This window comes from Morganella sp. HMSC11D09 (genome assembly GCF_001807955.1).
Lineage (GTDB): Bacteria > Pseudomonadota > Gammaproteobacteria > Enterobacterales > Enterobacteriaceae > Morganella > Morganella morganii.
The window spans coordinates 247700-267022 of record NZ_KV791672.1 but is presented as its reverse complement, the minus strand read 5'-3'; the positions used below and the strand labels follow the sequence as shown (position 1 = coordinate 267022).

The 19323-nt window shown below is 52.3% G+C and carries 21 protein-coding genes and 1 pseudogene; 7 read left to right on the top strand and 15 right to left on the bottom strand.

The features are described 5' to 3' along the window. Window positions 1–122: 122 nt before the first annotated feature. From fusA to fkpA, 8 genes and pseudogenes are all read right to left on the bottom strand, one after another. Entirely contained in the window at window positions 123–2249 is a 2127-nt protein-coding gene (fusA, locus tag HMPREF3119_RS07370) for an elongation factor G (protein ID WP_004236495.1), read from the bottom strand. Between the two features lie 80 nt (window positions 2250–2329). Continuing rightward, window positions 2330–2800, bottom strand: coding sequence for a 30S ribosomal protein S7 (gene rpsG, locus HMPREF3119_RS07365; protein WP_004240719.1), 471 nt, complete (start codon window positions 2798–2800; stop codon window positions 2330–2332). Between the two features lie 96 nt (window positions 2801–2896). Then, a complete protein-coding gene (gene rpsL, locus HMPREF3119_RS07360) occupies window positions 2897–3271 on the bottom strand; it encodes a 30S ribosomal protein S12 (RefSeq protein WP_004236497.1) in 375 nt (124 codons plus the stop codon). A 132-nt stretch (window positions 3272–3403) separates the two neighbouring features. Further along, the gene (gene tusB / locus HMPREF3119_RS07355; protein WP_024473585.1) at window positions 3404–3694 is read right to left on the bottom strand and encodes a sulfurtransferase complex subunit TusB; all 291 of its coding nucleotides are present in this window, start codon (window positions 3692–3694) and stop codon (window positions 3404–3406) included. 19 nt (window positions 3695–3713) lie between these two features. Then, window positions 3714–4072, bottom strand: a pseudogene (gene tusC, locus HMPREF3119_RS07350) (sulfurtransferase complex subunit TusC). Between the two features lie 9 nt (window positions 4073–4081). Next, window positions 4082–4477, bottom strand: a complete 396-nt coding sequence (tusD, locus tag HMPREF3119_RS07345; protein ID WP_004236499.1) for a sulfurtransferase complex subunit TusD — start codon at window positions 4475–4477, stop codon at window positions 4082–4084. A gap of 14 nt (window positions 4478–4491) precedes the next feature. Then, window positions 4492–5193, bottom strand: a complete 702-nt coding sequence (locus HMPREF3119_RS07340) for a helix-turn-helix transcriptional regulator (RefSeq protein ID WP_004236501.1) — start codon at window positions 5191–5193, stop codon at window positions 4492–4494. A 341-nt stretch (window positions 5194–5534) separates the two neighbouring features. Continuing rightward, window positions 5535–6293: an FKBP-type peptidyl-prolyl cis-trans isomerase gene (gene fkpA / locus HMPREF3119_RS07335; RefSeq protein WP_004240721.1), complete on the bottom strand. Its 759-nt coding sequence runs from the start codon at window positions 6291–6293 to the stop codon at window positions 5535–5537. 243 nt (window positions 6294–6536) lie between these two features. Between fkpA and HMPREF3119_RS07330 the strand changes: the two genes are divergently transcribed. After that, window positions 6537–6755 carry a SlyX family protein gene (locus HMPREF3119_RS07330; protein ID WP_004240722.1) on the top strand — a complete coding sequence of 73 codons (219 nt, stop codon included), beginning with the start codon at window positions 6537–6539 and terminating at the stop codon, window positions 6753–6755. A 69-nt stretch (window positions 6756–6824) separates the two neighbouring features. Here HMPREF3119_RS07330 and slyD read toward each other — a convergent pair whose 3' ends face one another. The 4 genes from slyD to kefG form a co-directional block, all read right to left on the bottom strand. Beyond that, the gene (gene slyD / locus HMPREF3119_RS07325; protein WP_004236504.1) at window positions 6825–7454 is read right to left on the bottom strand and encodes a peptidylprolyl isomerase; all 630 of its coding nucleotides are present in this window, start codon (window positions 7452–7454) and stop codon (window positions 6825–6827) included. Window positions 7455–7579: 125 nt separating this feature from the next. Next, complete coding sequence (locus tag HMPREF3119_RS07320; protein ID WP_046024786.1) at window positions 7580–7783, bottom strand: YheV family putative zinc ribbon protein; 204 nt, start codon at window positions 7781–7783, stop codon at window positions 7580–7582. Continuing rightward, a complete protein-coding gene (kefB, locus tag HMPREF3119_RS07315) occupies window positions 7780–9633 on the bottom strand; it encodes a glutathione-regulated potassium-efflux system protein KefB (RefSeq protein ID WP_004236506.1) in 1854 nt (617 codons plus the stop codon). The genes HMPREF3119_RS07320 and kefB overlap by 4 nt, the downstream gene beginning before the upstream one ends. After that, on the bottom strand, window positions 9620–10186 hold the full coding sequence (kefG, locus tag HMPREF3119_RS07310) for a glutathione-regulated potassium-efflux system ancillary protein KefG (RefSeq protein WP_004236507.1): 567 nt from the start codon (window positions 10184–10186) through the stop codon (window positions 9620–9622). Before kefG ends, kefB begins: the two co-directional genes overlap by 14 nt. Window positions 10187–10334: 148 nt before the next feature. On the opposite strand from kefG, the gene HMPREF3119_RS07305 reads away from it, so the two are divergent. Then, complete coding sequence (locus HMPREF3119_RS07305; RefSeq protein ID WP_070579145.1) at window positions 10335–12263, top strand: ABC transporter ATP-binding protein; 1929 nt, start codon at window positions 10335–10337, stop codon at window positions 12261–12263. 36 nt (window positions 12264–12299) lie between these two features. Here HMPREF3119_RS07305 and HMPREF3119_RS07300 read toward each other — a convergent pair whose 3' ends face one another. After that, the gene (locus HMPREF3119_RS07300; protein ID WP_004236509.1) at window positions 12300–13160 is read right to left on the bottom strand and encodes an SIS domain-containing protein; all 861 of its coding nucleotides are present in this window, start codon (window positions 13158–13160) and stop codon (window positions 12300–12302) included. A gap of 263 nt (window positions 13161–13423) precedes the next feature. Here HMPREF3119_RS07300 and murQ point away from each other — a divergent pair, with 263 nt between their 5' ends. Then, window positions 13424–14335: an N-acetylmuramic acid 6-phosphate etherase gene (gene murQ / locus HMPREF3119_RS07295; RefSeq protein WP_015422411.1), complete on the top strand. Its 912-nt coding sequence runs from the start codon at window positions 13424–13426 to the stop codon at window positions 14333–14335. A gap of 15 nt (window positions 14336–14350) precedes the next feature. Then, window positions 14351–15796, top strand: a complete 1446-nt coding sequence (murP, locus tag HMPREF3119_RS07290; protein ID WP_004236511.1) for a PTS N-acetylmuramic acid transporter subunit IIBC — start codon at window positions 14351–14353, stop codon at window positions 15794–15796. An 88-nt stretch (window positions 15797–15884) separates the two neighbouring features. Here murP and HMPREF3119_RS07285 read toward each other — a convergent pair whose 3' ends face one another. Beyond that, the gene (locus HMPREF3119_RS07285) at window positions 15885–16487 is read right to left on the bottom strand and encodes a LysE family translocator (protein ID WP_036413539.1); all 603 of its coding nucleotides are present in this window, start codon (window positions 16485–16487) and stop codon (window positions 15885–15887) included. Window positions 16488–16579: 92 nt separating this feature from the next. Here HMPREF3119_RS07285 and HMPREF3119_RS07280 point away from each other — a divergent pair, with 92 nt between their 5' ends. The 3 genes from HMPREF3119_RS07280 to HMPREF3119_RS07270 are packed head-to-tail and all read left to right on the top strand — an operon-like array spanning window position 16580 to window position 18678. Further along, window positions 16580–17566 carry a hydrolase gene (locus HMPREF3119_RS07280; RefSeq protein ID WP_015422410.1) on the top strand — a complete coding sequence of 329 codons (987 nt, stop codon included), beginning with the start codon at window positions 16580–16582 and terminating at the stop codon, window positions 17564–17566. Then, window positions 17563–17781 carry a YheU family protein gene (locus HMPREF3119_RS07275; RefSeq protein ID WP_004236514.1) on the top strand — a complete coding sequence of 73 codons (219 nt, stop codon included), beginning with the start codon at window positions 17563–17565 and terminating at the stop codon, window positions 17779–17781. The genes HMPREF3119_RS07280 and HMPREF3119_RS07275 overlap by 4 nt, the downstream gene beginning before the upstream one ends. Window positions 17782–17802: 21 nt before the next feature. Continuing rightward, window positions 17803–18678, top strand: a complete 876-nt coding sequence (locus HMPREF3119_RS07270; RefSeq protein WP_004240728.1) for a phosphoribulokinase — start codon at window positions 17803–17805, stop codon at window positions 18676–18678. A 63-nt stretch (window positions 18679–18741) separates the two neighbouring features. Here HMPREF3119_RS07270 and HMPREF3119_RS07265 read toward each other — a convergent pair whose 3' ends face one another. Beyond that, on the bottom strand, window positions 18742–19149 hold the full coding sequence (locus HMPREF3119_RS07265; RefSeq protein ID WP_015422409.1) for an OsmC family protein: 408 nt from the start codon (window positions 19147–19149) through the stop codon (window positions 18742–18744). Between the last annotated feature and the right edge of the window lie 174 nt (window positions 19150–19323).

The window sequence follows — 19323 nt, the reverse complement described above, 5'->3', positions numbered from 1 at the left end:
AACGTTAACGTGCGGTTTCGTACGTTCAAATTTTTCTTTAGACACGACTCTATTCCTTATGAAGTCCCTTCTTCACTGTGAGAAGGGACTGAAATTAACGAGTTAAACCGGTAAGTTACCGATTATTTTGCATTACGAGCTTCAATAACAGCCTGAGCTACGTTGTTTGGCGCTTCATTATACTTCAGGAATTCCATGGAGTAAGAAGCACGGCCCTGAGTCTGTGAACGCAGGTCAGTTGCATAACCAAACATTTCAGACAGTGGCACTTGCGCACGGACGATTTTACCGGTAGGCATGTCATCCATACCTTCGATCATACCGCGACGACGGTTCAGGTCACCAATGACGTCACCCATGTAGTCTTCCGGTGTTTCCACCTCAACTTTCATGATTGGTTCCAGCAGAACTGGTTTCGCTTTTTTGAAGCCGTCTTTAAACGCCAGAGATGCTGCCAGTTTAAACGCCAGTTCAGAGGAGTCAACATCATGGTATGAACCGAAGTGCAGACGAACACCCATGTTAACAACAGGGTAGCCTGCTAACGGACCAGATTTCAGCTGCTCCTGGATACCTTTGTCAACCGCAGGGATGTATTCACCAGGAATCACACCACCTTTGATTTCGTTGACAAATTCGTATTCCATGTTGACGCCTTCGGCATCTTTCTTGTTCAGCGGGTACATGTCGATAACAACATGACCGTACTGACCACGACCACCGGACTGTTTAGCGTGTTTACCTTCGATATCAGTCACTTTCATAGTGATTGCTTCGCGGTAAGCAACCTGTGGTTTACCCACGTTCGCTTCAACTTTGAACTCACGACGCATACGGTCGACCAGAACGTCCAGGTGTAATTCACCCATACCGGCGATGATAGTCTGGTTAGTCTCTTCATCACTTGATACGCGGAATGATGGATCTTCCTGTGCCAGACGGCCCAGTGCGATACCCATTTTTTCCTGGTCAGCTTTGGTTTTCGGCTCGATTGCAACGGAGATTACCGGCTCAGGGAATTCCATACGCTCCAGGATGATTGGTGCATCAATCGCACACAGAGTATCACCTGTAGTGACGTCTTTCAGACCGATAGCAGCCGCGATGTCACCAGCGCGAACTTCTTTAATCTCTTCACGTTTGTTAGCGTGCATCTGAACGATACGGCCGAAACGTTCTTTCTTGGATTTAACCGGGTTCAGTACGGTATCACCGGAGTTAACAACACCAGAGTACACGCGGAAGAACGTCAGGTTACCCACGAACGGGTCGGTTGCAATTTTAAATGCCAGAGATGCAAACGGCTCTTCATCAGAAGAGTGACGCTCAGCCGGGGTATCTTTACCGTCGTCCAGAATACCTTTAATTGCAGGAACTTCTGTCGGAGATGGCAGGTACTCAACAACCGCATCCAGCATCGCCTGAACACCTTTGTTCTTAAATGCAGAACCACAGGTTACCAGGATAATTTCGTTCGCCAGTACGCGCTGACGTAATGCTGATTTGATTTCAGCTTCAGTCAGTTCTTCACCGCCGAGATATTTTTCCATCAGCTCTTCTGAGGCTTCAGCTGCGGCTTCAACCAGATTCTGGTGCCATTCAGCAGCTAATTCCTGCATGTTTGCCGGGATATCTTCGTAGACGAAGGTAACGCCCTGGTCTTCTTCACTCCACTGAATCGCTTTCATTTTAACCAGGTCAACAACACCGGTGAATGATTCTTCAGCGCCGATAGCTAACTGAAGAGGAACCGGAGTAGCCGCTAAGCGGGTTTTGATCTGATCAACAACTTTCAGGAAGTTTGCACCCATACGGTCCATTTTGTTAACGAACGCGATACGAGGTACATGATATTTGTTTGCCTGGCGCCATACGGTTTCAGACTGTGGCTGAACACCACCAACGGCACAGTAAACCATTACAGCACCATCAAGAACACGCATGGAACGTTCTACTTCGATTGTGAAGTCAACGTGCCCCGGGGTGTCGATGATGTTGATGCGGTGTGGTTCAAATTGTTTGCCCATACCGGACCAGAACGCAGTGGTTGCTGCGGAGGTGATAGTAATACCACGCTCTTGTTCCTGCTCCATCCAGTCCATCGTTGCTGAACCTTCGTGGGTCTCACCAATTTTATGGTTCACACCTGTATAAAACAGAATACGTTCTGTTGTGGTGGTTTTACCGGCGTCGATATGTGCACTGATACCGATATTACGGTAACGTGAAATGGGTGTTTGACGAGCCATTTTTTCCTCTCTCTTGGACGTTCGTTTAATTTGGTCGGGCAGCCTTACGGCTACCCTATACACAATTCACTACGGTTTGATTACCAACGGTAGTGTGCGAACGCCTTGTTAGCTTCTGCCATACGGTGAACGTCTTCACGTTTCTTAACGGCAGTGCCTTTGTTTTCAGCTGCATCGGATAATTCATTTGCCAGGCGCAGAGCCATGGACTTATCACCGCGTTTACGGGCAGCTTCAACGATCCAGCGCATTGCTAATGCATTACGGCGGACCGGACGAACTTCAACCGGTACCTGGTAAGTAGAACCACCAACACGGCGGGACTTAACTTCGACAGTCGGACGCACGTTATCCAGTGCGATTTCGAATGCTTCCAGGTGCTCTTTACCTGAACGCTGAGCCAGGGTCTCAAGCGCGGTATATACGATTGATTCTGCGGTAGATTTTTTACCGTCTACCATCAGGATATTTACAAATTTGGCCAGCAGCTCTGATCCGAACTTAGGATCTGGCAGAATTTTACGTTGACCAATTACACGACGACGTGGCATGGAAATACTCCGTTGTTAATTCAGGGTTGTCCAAAACTCAATGAGTTTATTTGACATTAATGCGATAAATGTTTGGCCTTACTTAACGGAGAACCATTAAGCTTTTGGCTTCTTCACACCGTACTTAGAACGAGCTTGTTTACGGTCTTTAACACCGGAACAGTCCAGTGCGCCGCGAACAGTGTGGTAGCGAACACCCGGTAAGTCTTTAACACGACCACCGCGGATCAGGATCACGCTGTGTTCCTGCAGGTTATGACCTTCACCACCGATGTATGAAGAAACTTCAAAACCGTTGGTTAAACGTACACGGCATACTTTACGCAGTGCTGAGTTAGGTTTTTTAGGTGTGGTGGTATATACACGAGTACATACGCCACGTTTTTGCGGGCATGCTTCCAGTGCAGGAACGTTGCTTTTCACAACTTTCGAGCTACGGGATTTGCGAACCAGCTGATTAATCGTTGCCATTATAAAAAAAGCTCCTGGTTTTTTGCTTCGTAAACACGGATTTGTGCCTCGTATCTGTCAAAGACAAAACACGAGGACGCGAAATTTTATTGCTGACGCAACAGGGTGTCAAGAAATATACAATGATATTTGCTATTCCCACGCAAAATGTTGCGTGTGTGTGACCGTGAGCTCCACAAAACCAGTATAGTCTGTGATTCTCACTTTGCCCGAAAGGAACGGTAATAAACCGCGTGCTTCGGCATCCTCCCGCAACACACAGGGAATATGACCCGACTGAATAAGCGCCTGCAACAACGGGTTACCTTCCGTTGCTGCGATTACGCCATCTTCGGTAAAAAGGATGTCATCCTCAGGGGATAACAGATTCAGTAATGATTGGATATCAGTACGAAATGGCGATTGGCTGACAGTATATAGCATCTTGCTCACCGTAAGTAGATCAAAATGACACCACGGCGTCAAATGCCGCCAGTTTCCGGGCCAGTTCCGCCGCACTCAGGCAGGTGACCGGCAGGATATACGGCGTCTCCGGGGATAACCCGCGTGCGGCCATATCCTCCGCACAGCAGTAGCACTCATCAATATCGTACAGCGGCAGGACTTTGAAGGTGGAGATATAATCACGGGCGAGGATTTTTGCCGGTGTCTGTTCCGGTAATAACTGAAGTACCCCGTCAGACACAAAAAAGGCCGCAATCTCTTCCGTATAATTACTGGTTGCCAGCAGTGCATCAGCCCTTCCCGGCCGCTGTTGCTGCCGTGAGGTGCACTTCTGAAAACAAATGCGATACGTTTCACCGGATCTCCCTAAAACTGGATAACGCGATCACAGGTCATCATGGCTTCCGCCAGAGTTCCCAGGCCGCTGAGGGAAAAACCGTCCGCCAGATTGGCTGCCGCCAGTTTCAGCGACTCCGCCTGTGCGGCATCGGTTACACCGCGGCGCAGCGCCGCTGCCACACAGACTGCCAGCTGAATACCGTTATCGCGGGCAAGCTGCTGCCACTGACGTACCATGTCGGTTTCGTCCCCGGCCGGTGATGTCAGCACATTGGCGTTGCTGACCCCTTCGCGGTAAAAAAACACACACTGAATCCGGTGTCCGGCCGCAATCACATGCTGTGCAAACAGCAACGCGCTGCCGGCACGCTGTGTGCCGTAGGCCGGGCCGGTAACCAGCAGGCAGTAAGATAACGGTGTCATTGCTCCGTGCTGCCTTACTCGCCGTTTTTAAACTGGCGGATGTAGAGATAGACCGTGTGTTTGGAGATATTCAGACGCACCGCCACAAGGTTGATGGCATCTTTGATATCAAATATCCCTTTCTCATACAGGTTCAGTACCACCTGTTTGTTCTTCGCGTTGTTTGCCACGTTGCGGTCGGCATTCACTTCTTCAATCGTCTGTTCCAGTGTCTGTGCCACCAGGTCTTCAACGGAAGAGGCAAAGTTCACATTGGAGGTCTCTTCTGCCAGCTCTTTCGGGATAAACGTCTGAACAATCTGGGAGAACGGCACATCCAGGTTCATGTTAATACACAGCAGCCCGATGATACGGCGTGATTTATTGCGGATAGCAATCGTCAGCGATTTCATCAGTGCCCCGGTTTTCGCCCGTGTGAAATAGGCTTTCGAGGTGCTGCAGTCTTCATCTGTAATGTCGTGCAGCATGCGCAGCGCGAGGTCGGTAATCGGGGAACCGACTTTACGGCCGGTGTGATGACCGTTTGCGATCTTCACCGCTGAGCGCTTCAGATCTTCCAGTGAGTGGAGAACGATTTCACAGTGCTCACCGATGAGCAGCGCCAGGCCATCAACAGCCGCCTCATAGGATTTCAGGATCTCATAATCCGTTTCAGTAAACGGATGATTTACAATGTAATCCGAATCATTGTCATTAAATAATACTGGGTTAGACATTTAATACACCACTCTTTGTAACGTGTGAACGTCGTTGGTTTTACTCATCTGTAATCTTTCACTGCAGGAGGAGGATTACCCTGTCATCATGTATCAATTATATACCCGGATTTCCCGGGTGCAGGAAAGCAGCAAATGACGGGCTTCCGGTTCTGTGCAGGTACCCGCAGGTTAAGTTATAGCGAAAAACAGGCCGTTTTGCGCCTGAGGTGATCAAATTCTGGTAAAAAATACAAAAAAACACGGATGTTTTGCAAATTTTTCATAATCCTGATCGTTGCGGAAACAAAAACCCGCACAACAGGGCGCGGGTTTTTGTCAGTTTCCGGTATCAGCAGGGCTTATTTGGCCGCAGGTTTGATATCCAGTAACTCGACGTCAAAGACCAGGGTGGAGTTGGCAGGGATCCCCGGAACACCGTCGGTGCCGTAAGCTGCTTCCGGCGGGATGACCAATTTGGCTTTACCGCCTTTTTTCATCTGCTTCAAACCTTCGGTCCAGCCTTTGATTACGCTGTCCAGACGGATAGTCAGCGGCTCGTTACGGTCGTAAGAGCTGTCAAACTGGGTACCGTCAATTAATGCGCCTTTATAGTGAACAACAACGGTGTCAGTCTCTTTCGGAGATGCGCCGTTACCGTCTTTCTCAGATTTGTAGAGCACACCGCTCTTGGTTTTTTCAACGCCTTTTTCTTTAGCGAATGCGGCACGGTATTTGTCACCGGCTGCTTTGTTTTCAGTCGCCTCGCGCGCCATTTTTTCCTGAGCGGCACCTTTCACCTGCTCTTCAAAGCCGCGCAGCGTCTGGTTGATCTCTTCATCACTCAGTTTGCTTTTATTATTGAATGCATCCTGAACACCCGCCATCATCTGATCGCGATCCAGATCCAGGCCAATGGATTTCTGCTCATTCAGGGCATTTTCCATGTAACGGCCCAGTGACGCACCCAGCGCATAAGCATTCTGCTGACTTGCGGTTTTAAATGCGCTGTTCAGCTTCACTTCTTCTTTTTTCGGCGCGGTATCCGCATAAGCCTGTGACATACCTAATGTCATTGCCAGCGAGGTTGCGACAACAGTCGCTTTAAACAGTGATTTCATCCTTTTCTCCATAAGTTTTGCAACAGTTACAGGACGTACCTCACAGCAGATCACGTCAGAGAGTCCTTGCAGCCGTCACCGGGCGACATCATAATGTCACGGTTTTGTGATGCTGAGACAACCTTAGCAAAAAGAGGTTTCATAGTAACCCCCCAATAAAAGATATCCTCTCACACTAAGTGTATTTCACAGGAATATTACATACTTTTACACAGTAATCCCCGTCTCAGACAGGAGAAAACGATGGACCTTTTGGAACTTGAACAACGCCTCGAACAGCTTGAAAGCAAAACCGCCTTTCAGGATCTGACCATTGAGGAACTCAATCAGGTGGTAACACAGCAGCAGATGGATATCACCCGGCTGAATGAAAGGCTCCGCCTGCTGACCGAACGCCTGAAAGCCACTCCGGGCTCAAATGTGGCACCGCTGTCAGAAGAAGTGCCGCCACCGCACTACTGATAAAACACAGGTATAAAAAAAGCGCATCCGTCAGAATGCGCTTTTTTTGTCCGGTTCAGATGCGGGTTATCAGTGACAACCGCAGCCGCCGTTACCGTGGCCTTTACCGTGACCGCCACCGCCGCAGCAGCCGCCTTCACCGTGTTCGTGACCATGGTCGTGATCGTGACCATGACCGCCGCCGCAGCAACCGCCTTCTTCGCCGTGGTCGTGACCACCGCAGCAGCCGCCTTCTTCACCGTGAACGTGACCATGCTCCAGCTCTTCTGCTGTTGCTTCACGCACACCGATAACTTCGACGTGGAATTTCAGGTTCTGACCGGCCAGCATATGGTTGCCGTCAACGATCACTTCGTCACCTTCGATACCGGTGATTTCAACCGGCACAGGGCCCATATCGGTGTCTGCCAGGAAACGCATGCCGACTTCCAGCTCATCAACACCGACGAAAACGTCTTTCGGTACGCGCTGAACCAGGTTTTCGTCATACTGACCGTAAGCGTCGTTTGCGCCGACATCAACGTCGAACACATCACCGGCAACACGGCCATCCAGTGCACTTTCCAGCCCGCTGATCAGCGCGCCGCGACCGTGCAGATAGTCTAACGGAGCACTTGCCGGAGACTCATCAACTAATACACCGTCTTCTGTTCTTACCTGATAAGCCAGGCTCACTACCAGGTCTTTTGCTACTTTCATGGTATCTCCTACACATCCGCGGGGGATAAGATTTTAATTAACGCGCCGATTGTAACGGAATTTACAGCCACTGTATCTGTTTTGGGACAAATTCCCCCAAATTCTCTGTGAAAAGCAGCAGCCTGTTATTCCCCCGGTGTAAAGATACCAATCACCTGTTCATCTTTGCGCACATGCTGCTCCGCATGCGCGTCCGCCCGGCGTTCGAGATGGCCGCACGTCACACACTGCACCACGTCCACATTATCCTCACGCCACATGGCGAGGGTGTCCTGTGCCTGACACTCAGGGCATACCGCACCCGCAATAAACCGTTTCCGGTTACTCATTTTTCTGCTCCTGTCTCTGTCCGTCCGCTGCCCGGTGAGTCTTCCGTCAGGTTCCAGCTGTCCGGCAGATGTTTTTCCCGTTTCATTTCATTATCAAACAGATTTTCCAGCTCGCGCCGCGCCTCTTTCACGCGGGAGATATGCGAAATTTCCTCTTCCGCCTGCGGGATAAGCTCACGCAGCAACTGCATATCCAGCCTGCGGAATAATTGCTGCGCCCGGTGTGCTTCCGCCGGATGCGTGCCCAGCCCGATCAGGGTTTTGCGCGCCAGTTCCAGCGCTGACGAGAAGGTTTCGCGGCTGAACTGTGTTACGCCGTGTGTAAGCAGCTCGTGTGCCTCCACCCGTCCCCGGGCGCGGGCAATAATCTGCAGATGCGGGAAGTGCTCCTGACACAACTGCACAATGGTCATAGTATCTTCCGGCTTATCACAGGTAATGACAATCACCTTTGCCGTCTCTGCCCCGGCAGAGCGCAACAATGCGAGTCCTGTCGCATCCCCGTAATAAACCTTATAGCCGTAACGGCGCATGGCACTGACCGCGCTGACATCTTTTTCCAGTACCGTCGGATGTATTTTGTTCGCCATCAGCAGGCGGCCGATGACCTGCCCCATCCGCCCGAAACCGACCAGAATCACATGCGGGTGGTTATCCTCCACAAACGGGGTTTCGCCCGTTCCCGGTTCGGCATTATTGTAACGGCGCGCCAGAATCATATCGATGCCCTGCATCAGCAGCGGCGTGGTCATCATGGAAAGGGTGACCACCACCAGCAGCAGCGCCATCTGATGATCCGTAATCACACGGCTGGCCAGCGCCGCCGAGAACAGCACGAATGCAAATTCCCCACCCTGACTGAGCACCCCGGCAAACTGTAAGCGCCCGCTGCGCCGGCAGGTCAGATGTGCCAGCAGATACAGCACCGTCATTTTGACGCTCACCAGTACAATCACACCCAGCAGAATTTGCGGCAGATACTGCCACAGCACGCCGATATTCAGTGACATACCGACAGAAATAAAGAACATCCCCAGCAGCAGCCCTTTAAACGGCTCGATGGTGATCTCCAGCTCATGGCGGTATTCCGTATCCGCCAGCATCACACCCGCGATAAATGTTCCGAGCGCCATGGAAAACCCGAGCTGCTCCATAAACACCGCAGAGCCGATCACCACCAGCAGCGAGGCGGCGGTAAAGACTTCACTGACCCCGGATTTTACCACCAGCCGGAACAATGGCCGCAGCAGATAGCGTCCGCCGATCAGCAGTCCGGCAAAGGCCAGAATCTTGATACCGATGCGATACCAGTCACTGCCCGCCGTTTCCCCGCCCAGCAGAGGGATCACCGCAAGAATCGGGATCACTGCCATGTCCTGGAACAGCAGCACTGAGAATCCCATCTGACCGCTGTCGTTGTTGGTCATGCCTTTTTCATCCATCAGCTGTAATGCCATCGCTGTGGAGGACATCGCCATTCCCAGCCCGCCGACCACTGCCGCCTGCCAGGAGAAATCCGTCAGCCAGAGCAGCACCCCGAGGATCAGGGCGGAGAACACCACCTGCGCGGTGCCGGTACCGAAAATAGATCGCCGCAGTTTCCACAGTTCACGCGGATTCAGCTCCAGCCCGATAAGAAACATCAGGAACACCACACCAAGCTCAGAGAAGTGCAGCAGCTCATTGACGTTCTTGATAAAGCCCAGCCCCCACGGGCCGATAGCAATCCCCGCCAGCAGATATCCCAGTACCGCGCCGATACGCAGCCGCTGCGCCACCGGCACCATCACCACGGCTGCCGCGAGAAACACAATGCCTGCATGCAGCAGGTTGCCGTCAGCTGGCTCCATTTTTACGCCCTCCGGTCAGTTGCGGTGCCCGCAGCCAGTCACAATACGCCTGCGCCTGCTCATGCAGCATGGCTTTTCCCTGGCGGCGTGCGGCATAGAGAATAACCGGTGCCAGCCAGTGCATTTCACACAGTGCCGCCGTCAGCTCAAACGGTCTCAGTAACTCACTGATCGGAAAACGGTTATAGCCGCCGTGCTGATAAGCTTCCGCCGGTTCCCCTGTTGTGATCACCTGGCGCCAGTATTTGCCGGACAGCTGTCTGCCGCCCTGTTCACCGGAGAAATCACGGGTCAGCACGCGGTCAAACCACTCTTTCAGCAGCGCGGGGCAACTGTAAGTGTACAGCGGGTGCTGAAACACAATGATGTCATGCTGCCGCAGCAGTTCCTGCTCATGGCGGATATCGATAAAAAAGTCCGGATAGGTGCCGTACAGGTCATGCACCGTCACATGCCCGAGTTCCGACGCCGCAGAGATAAGCGCCTTGTTGGCGATGGAGTGATGCGGTTCCGGATGGGCGTAAATCAGTAATATAGTCGGATTATTTATCATCACTTCCTCTTAAAAACGTGAGAATCTTTGTGATTTTCGCTACTATGCCCGCTGCAACGATACTCCTCGCCTGCTGACGGGTGATTTGCTGCTGACAACGCACGAATTACATTAATTTTACTCTCAATTACTTACCCTATCGATATTTATGATTGTTTTCTCTTCACTTCAGGTTCGCCGCGGCGTCCGTGTTCTGCTCGACAACGCAACGGCCACCATCAATCCGGGCCAGAAAGTCGGACTGGTGGGAAAAAACGGCTGCGGTAAATCCACGCTGCTGGCACTGCTTAAGGGCGAATTACAGGCTGAAGCAGGCAGTGTGTCATTTCCGGGAAACTGGTCCATGGCCTGGGTTAACCAGGAAACCCCGGCACTGGATGAACCGGCGATCGAGTATGTCATTGACGGTGACCGCGAATTCCGTGAGCTTGAGGCAAAATTACAGCAGGCGAATGAACAGAATGACGGCCACGCCATTGCCGTGATCCACGGCCAGCTCGACACCCTCGATGCCTGGACCATCCGTTCCCGTGCCGCCACACTGCTGCACGGGCTGGGATTCTCACAGGAACAGCTGGACACCCCGGTACGGGCCTTCTCCGGGGGCTGGCGGATGCGCCTGAACCTGGCACAGGCACTGATTTGCCGCTCTGATCTGCTGCTGCTCGATGAACCGACCAACCACCTGGATCTCGATGCGGTGATCTGGCTGGAAAAATGGCTGAAGAGCTATCCCGGCACTCTGATTCTGATCTCCCATGACCGCGATTTCCTCGATCCGATCATTGATAAAGTCCTGCACATTGAACAAAACGGCCTGTTTGAATACACCGGTAACTACTCCTCCTTTGAGGTGCAGCGTGCCGAGAAAATGGCCCAGCAGCAGGCACAGTATGAAAGCCAGCAGTTACGCCGCGCACATCTGCAGAAATATGTCGATCGTTTCCGCGCTCAGGCGACCAAAGCCAAGCAGGCACAAAGCCGTCTGAAGATGCTGGAGCGCATGGAGATGATTGCCCAGGCACTGGCGGATAACCCGTTCCGTTTCAGTTTCCGCCCGCCTGAGGCACTGCCGAACCCGCTGCTGAAAATGGAAAAAGTCAGCGCCGGATACGGTGAGAAAGTGGTGCTGGATAATATCAAACTGAACCTGGTGCCCGGTTCGCGTATCGGCCTGCTCGGCCGTAACGGCGCAGGTAAATCCACCCTGATTAAAATGCTCGCCGGTGAACTGGAGCCGTTACAGGGCAAAATTGGTCTCGCCAAAGGCATCAAACTGGGGTATTTCGCCCAGCATCAGCTGGAATTTTTACGGGCGGATGAATCCCCGTTACAGCATATGGTGCGCCTGGCGCCGGATCAGACCGAACAGCAACTGCGTGATTACCTCGGCGGTTATGGTTTCAAAGGTGATCAGGTGACCGATAACACCGGCCGTTTCTCCGGCGGGGAAAAAGCGCGTCTGGTATTGGCGATGATTATCTGGCAGCGCCCGAATCTGCTGCTGCTCGATGAACCGACAAACCACCTGGATCTGGATATGCGCCAGGCGCTGACCGAAGCCCTGATCGAATTTGAGGGTGCGATCGTCGTGGTTTCCCACGATCGTCACCTGCTGCGATCCACCACCGATGATCTGTACCTGGTGCATGATGGTCAGGTCGAGCCGTTTGACGGCGATCTGGATGATTATCAGCGCTGGCTGGCAGACAGTCAGAAACAGATGCGCCAGAGTGCGGAGCCGGCGGCGGAAAACGGCGAGGAAAAAAATACCGTCACCGCGCAGGATCGCAAAGAGCAGAAACGCCGTGAGGCGGAATTCCGCCAGCAGACTCAGCCGCTGCGCAAAGAATCTGAGAAACTGGAAAAAACCATGAGCCGGTTATCGGACGCCATTGCCGTGATTGAGGAAAAACTCGGTGACAGCGGCCTGTATGATCAGTCCCGCAAAGCCGAGCTGAACACCTGCCTTCAGGAACAGGCGCAGTTCAAAGCTGAGCTGGAAGAGGCGGAAATGGCCTGGATGGAGATTCAGGAAAACCTCGAAGCCATGACACAGGCCTTTGAAAATCAGTAAATGATAAAGAGCGGCCCCTGCCGCTCTCTTTTCTTATCAGCCGTCCAGGCTGTTAATCATGGTGCGGGCATTGATCACCAGCCGCCGCGCCTGCTCTTCCCGCCGCTGTAACAGCGCCATAAACAGCAGATCCGTCACTGTATTCTGCGCCGTCCGTGAAGAAATAGACGAACTGCGCCACTCGTTTTCTTCCGCGACCGTTTCCAGCACATAATCCGCCATTTTTGCCAGCGGTGACTGACGGTTCCCGGTAATCGCAATCAGCGTGGCATTCTGTTTTTTCGCCGTGGCGGCGGTGACCAGCATATCCTTGCGTTTGCCGCTGAATGACAATACCACCAGCACATCCTTTTCGGTCAGCGTCTGGGAAAAAGCGATCTGGATATGGTGATCGGCTTCCGCCAGTGTCATCAGCCCGATTTTCTGAAGTTTATAGGCCAGATCTTTCGCCGTCAGCCCGGAGCCGCCGATACCGGCGACCTGAATACAGCGGGCATTATCCAGACAGGCGACAATCTCTGCCATCTGTTCAAAATCGAGCCGCCGTGTGGTTTCCGTAATGGAATTCTGCTTTTCCTGTGCCAGTTTCTGCGCGATCACCAGCAGCGGATCATGTGCTTCTATCCGGTTATGCAGCGCCTGCTGCTGATTAGCTGCCAGCACCCGGTTGCGGCCAATCTCTTCGCTGATAGCGACTTTCAGTGCCGGAAAACCCTTAAATCCCAGTTTCTGACTAAACTTCACTATAGCGGACTGACTCACGCCCACCCGCTCCGCCAGTACCTGGGAGGAAAGTGTCACGGTTTCTTCCGGCTGCGCCAGGATGAAATCGGCAATATGCTGCTGATTGGTCGCCAGCTCTGCTTTTACCCAGCTGATTTTTGTCAGGATCGCCATGTGTACCTGTTTTCCTTCTGCGGAGAATAAAAAAGGAATAAATTATTTTAACTAAAATGACGAATTATTCCTGATAAAGGACGTATCTGACTAATAAAAAATACATTTATATTCAATTAAATATAAAAAATAAAATGATGATGGGAAATGAAACTATTCCTGCTATAGCATCATAGTTGAATAGATTACTCTGTGATAATTCTCACACAAAAAGAATATTTAATTCTCTAGCATGCGATTATATCTTATACAAAGGATCACGCATGAAGATTGACTTAACCTCAATGATTACCGAGAGCCGCAACCCGGCAAGCGCGGATATCGACAGCCTGCCGACATTAGATATGCTGCGGGTGATTAACCGCGAAGACCAGACCGTGGCCCTTGCCGTGGAAAAAACACTGCCGCAGGTGGCACAGGTGGTGGATGCGGTGGCACAGGCATTCCGCCTGGGCGGACGGCTGATTTATATGGGCGCGGGCACCTCCGGCCGTCTCGGGATACTGGATGCCAGTGAGTGTCCGCCGACCTTCGGCACCCCGGCAGAGCAGGTGGTCGGTCTGATTGCCGGTGGTCACAAAGCTATCCTGAAAGCCGTTGAAAATGCGGAAGATAACCGCGAACTGGCGGTGAGTGATCTGAAAGCCCTGAATTTCAATGAAAAAGATGTGTTAGTCGGGATCGCCGCCAGCGGCCGTACCCCCTATGTGCTGGGCGGTATGGAATACGCACTGTCACTCGGTGCAACGGTAGCCGCTGTCAGCTGTAATCCGGACAGTGAAATGAGCCGTCTGGCCGGTATCGCCATCACACCGGTGGTCGGCCCGGAAGTCATTACCGGTTCCTCCCGCATGAAAGCCGGCACCGCCCAGAAACTGATACTCAATATGATCACCACCGGCGCCATGATCCGCTCCGGGAAAGTGTACGGCAACCTGATGGCGGATGTGGAAGCGACCAACGCCAAACTGGTTGAGCGGCAGAAACGTATTGTGATGGCCGCAACGGAATGTGACAGAGCGACCGCAGAACAAGCCCTTGCCGCCTGTGACGGACACTGCAAGACCGCCATCGTGATGATCCTGGCACAGCTGAGTGCCGGTGACGCCAAAGCCCTGCTGGCACAGCATCAGGGGTTTATCCGTGACGCGCTGACCGGCGCGGCGCACTCTTAACGCAAGGTAATCACCATGGCCAAAATCAATCAGTCAACCATCATACAGATTCTGGATGCCATCGGCGGTCCGGGTAACGTGGCACAGAGCGGTAACTGTATGACCCGCCTGCGTCTGACACTGAACAACACACAGCTGGCGGATAAAATCGCCATCAAAAAAATTGAGGGCGTGCTGGGTGTGATTGAAAGTGATGAGCAGTTCCAGATTGTGCTGGGGCCGGGCAAAGCACAAACCGCCGCAGAGCTGATGCAGAAATATCTGGATGAGCATGTACCGGGCAGTGAACCGGACAGCCGCAGCCTGAAAGAGATTGCCGCTGATCAGAAGCAGCATCTGAAAGAAAAACAAACAAACCCGGTACAGCGTTTTCTCGCCAAATTCGCCACTATTTTTACCCCGCTCATTCCCGGGTTTATCGGTGTGGGTCTGCTGCTCGGCTTTGCCACACTGTTTGAATCGCTCTGGGTCACCGGAAATCCGTCCCCGAACGGCACACTGGTCGAAGTGCTCAGTTACATGAAGGTCTTCGGCAAAGGGCTGTTTACCTTTATGGGGATCCTGATCGGCTATAACGCGCAGAAAGCCTTCGGCGGATCCGGTGTCAATGGTGCGATCATCGCGGCACTGTTTATCCTCGGTTATGATCCGCAGGCGACCAAAGGTTTCTACTCCGGTATGGAAACGTTCTTCGGTCACGGCATTGACCCGCGCGGTAACATTATCGGTATTCTGATCGCCACCATCACCGGTGCATGGGTGGAACGGCAGGTGCGGCGTTTTATCCCTGCTAACCTGGATATCATTCTGACCTCCGCCATCACCCTGCTGATTATGGGCGCACTGACCTTTATTGTGATTATGCCGGTCGGCGTCTGGCTGTTTGACGGCATGTCCTGGCTGTTTATGCACCTTAACGCTAACCCGTTCGGCGCTGCTGTTCTCGCCGGTCTGTTCCTGATAGCGGTGATGTTTGGTATCCACCAGGGCTTTATCCCGGTGTATACCGCGCTGGTCGGCACTCAGGGTTTTAACTCCCTGTTCCCGATCCTCGCCATGGCGGGTGCCGGTCAGGTCGGTGCTGCGCTGGCACTGTATGTCCGCGCGAAAAAAGACTCGGTGCTGCGTAATCAAATCCGGGGAGCAATTATCCCGGGCTTCCTCGGCATCGGCGAACCGCTAATCTACGGCGTGACCCTGCCGCGCGTGAAGCCGTTTATCACTGCCTGCTGCGGTGGTGCAGCCGGCGGGTTCTTTATCGGGCTTGTCGCCTGGTTCGGCTATCCGGTCGGGCTGAATACTGTTTTCGGGCCATCGGGGATTATCGCCATTCCGGTGATGACATCCGACAGTGGTATCTTCATGGGGATGGCGGTCTATACCGGCGGGTTACTCGTCGCCTATCTGGCCGGATTCCTGTTTACCCTGCTGTTCGGCAGTAAGAATGTGGATTTAAGCTGATTTCGCTGCAGCGATAAAAAAACAGACCGCAATGCGGTCTGTTTTTCATTCAGCTTCTGTTTTTGTTCCGCAGGTTATATTATGTCTGCTATTCAAGCCAGATGAGCGGCACACAGGCGGCGGTGAGTAACCCCATCACAATATTGAAGGTGAACCAGGCATTGCGGCTGCGCAGAAAAAGGCCGATAAAGGCACCGAATCCGATCCAGATAAGCCCGGCAACCAGATTCACAGAGACCATCACAATACTCATCACTCCGACAGACAGCATATACGCATCACCGCTCAGGCTGTAACTGCCGACCGCCCCCAGTCCCATCAGCCAGGCCTTGGGATTGATAAACTGTAACAGCGCCCCCTGATACCAGGTGACGGCCTTACTGACCTGCGGTTCATTAAGCTCCTGATACGGTGCGGTAGCCAGTTTTTTGGCAAGCCACAGAAGGTAAAGACTACCCGCAATTTTCATAGCAGTATGCAATTTGGGATAAATCAGTAAAATAGCCGCAACACCAAAGGCTGAAAGGTATAATACCGTCTGCATGCCGAGCATAATACCAGCCATCAGTGCCAGCGTACGGCGAAAGCCGAGCTGTGCACCGGAGGCGGTCAGTAACATATTATTGGGGCCGGGCGTGACTGCCGCGATAAACATAAATACGGAAAGTGAGATAAAAAGATGTGCGGTCATGAGTAATCCGGCAACGTGGTCATTTTCTTCCCGGAAAATTACCAGTATGTTTTTCATTAAACAAGAGATGTTTTTTCATTACGAATCTAACTATGTCTAGTCATTTTCAACCGATTTCCTGGGCAACCAACCCGCACCTGCAAACGTTGCTGCCCCGGATTTTCCGCCGGAAACCGACGATAAAACCATTCTGGCAGCGCCTGACACTGCCGGATGATGATTTTATTGATCTTGCATGGAGCGAAGATCCCGATACCGCACGCCATAAACCACGGCTGGTCATCTTTCACGGGCTGGAAGGCAGTTTCCGCAGCCCGTATGCGCACGGTATCCTGGCTGCGGCCGCCCGTCAGGGCTGGCTGGGTGTTGTTATGCATTTTCGCGGATGCAGCGGCGAGCCGAACCGCTCCAGACGGATTTACCACTCCGGTGAAACCGAAGATGCCCGTTATCTGCTGAACTGGCTGCAGGATACCTACGGGAAAGTACCGACCGGCGCGGTCGGTTATTCACTCGGCGGCAATATGCTGGCCTGTTATCTCGCCGAAGAGGGTGAGAATGCCGCAGTGGATGCAGGTATTGTGGTTTCCGCCCCGCTGATGCTGGAGCCGTGCTCTTTCAAAATGGAAAAAGGCTTTTCCCGTTTTTATCAGTGGTATCTGCTGAAAGGGCTGAAACGTAATGCCACCCGCAAACTGGTGCGCTACCCGAATTCACTGCCGACAAACCTGCTGCATATCCGCGCGATTAAACGGATCCGCGAATTTGATGACATTATCACCTCACGGATCCACGGCTTCCGCGATGCCTCGGATTACTACCGCCGCTGCAGTGCCCTGCCGAAACTCCCAGCCGTACGTAAGCCGATGCTGATCATCCACGCCAAAGATGATCCTTTTATGGCACAGGAAGTGGTGCCGGATCTGTCACAACTGCCGCCGTGTGTGGAGTACCAGATGACCGAACACGGCGGCCATGTCGGCTTTGTGTCCGGCAGCTGGCGCCGTCCGCGTTTATGGCTGGAGGAGCGCATCCCTGAATGGCTCGCGCCGCATCTGGCCGCAAAGGAGACACCATGATTATTCCCTGGCAGGATATCGCGCCGGAAACACTGGAAAGTATCCTGGAAAGTGTGGTGCTGCGCGAAGGCACCGACTACGGCGAACATGAAAAATCACTCAGTGATAAAGTGGCGGATCTTTACACGCAACTCAAAAACGGCGACATTGTGATTGTCTGGTCAGAATTACACGAAACACTCAACATCATGCCGTCGGCACAATTCCGCGGCTGATTCAGCCGGAGGAAACGCCGCATGTCACGGACCCACCCGATTATCGCCGTTACCGGCTCCAGCGGAGCCGGTACCACTACCACCAGTCAGGCTTTCCGTAAAATTTTCCAGCAACTGGATGCGGTTCCGGCCATTATTGAAGGTGACAGTTTCCACCGTTACACGCGGCCGGAAATGGATGCCGCCATCCGCAAGGCCCGCGAGCAGGGCCGCCACATCAGCTATTTCGGGCCCGAAGCCAACGATTTTGGCCTGCTCGAAAGCACATTCCGCCAGTACAGCGAAAACGGCAGCGGCGAACGCCGCAAATACCTGCATACCTATGATGAAGCCGTGCCCTATAATCAGCTGCCCGGCACCTTCACCCCCCGCGAGGCACTTCCTGCCGGGACGGATGTACTTTTCTATGAGGGATTACACGGCGGCGTGGTCACGCCGGAACATGATATTGCCGGACATGTGGATCTGCTGGTCGGCGTGGTACCGATAGTCAATCTGGAGTGGATACAGAAGTTAGTCCGTGACACCAATGATCGCGGCCATTCACGGGAGGCGGTAATGGATTCTGTCGTGCGTTCGATGGATGATTACATCCGCTATATCACCCCGCAGTTTTCCCGCACCCACATTAACTTCCAGCGGGTGCCGACGGTGGATACCTCAAACCCGTTCTCGGCCAAATCCATTCCGTCACAGGATGAAAGCTTTACCGTGATCCGCTTCCGCGGCCTGAAAAAAATCGATTTTCCCTATTTGTTATCCATGCTTCAGGGCTCCTTTATTTCCGCCTCAAATACCATCGTCGTCCCCGGCGGAAAATTAGGGCTGGCGATGGAATTAATAATGGCACCGCTGGCAGAGCAATTATTGCAGGGAAAACAAATAAACAAGCGATAAAAAAACCGGGTAATAATGTATTACCCGGTTTATTTTCAAAAATAAAAATAATATTTCAAAAAATCATTCAATATTCTTTACTTCAAAACTATGCGTAATGTTAACACTTTCGCCTAACATTAATGAAACAGAGCAATATTTCTCAGCGGATAATTGCACGGCACGCCCGACAACGTTTTCAGTCAGGTCACGGCCGGTCACAATAAAATGCAGATTAATATGAGTGAATAAACGTGGCGCGGTTTCACGACGTTCAGCGGTGAGTTTTACATCACAATCAATGACTTGATTACGGCCTTTTTGCAAAATAGAGACAACATCAATGGCGCTGCAGCCGCCGGTTGCCATCAGTACCATCTCCATCGGGTTCGGAGCTTTTTCACCGGCATTACCGTCCATTGTAATCTGGTGTCCTGACGCGGATTCCCCTAAGAAAGTCATGTTCTCAACCCACTTTACACGCGCTTCCATTTTTATACCCTCATCATCAATATAATTCACGACAGACTACCCTTTCATTCACGGGCTGGCAATCTATCCCATAGTTTATTATGCTGAAGCGAGACAGTGGAAGACAGGACAGTTTTCCTGTGCTAAAAACACGGCAAGGATTTATCTATGGCTAAGATCAATATCTTTCCGTGA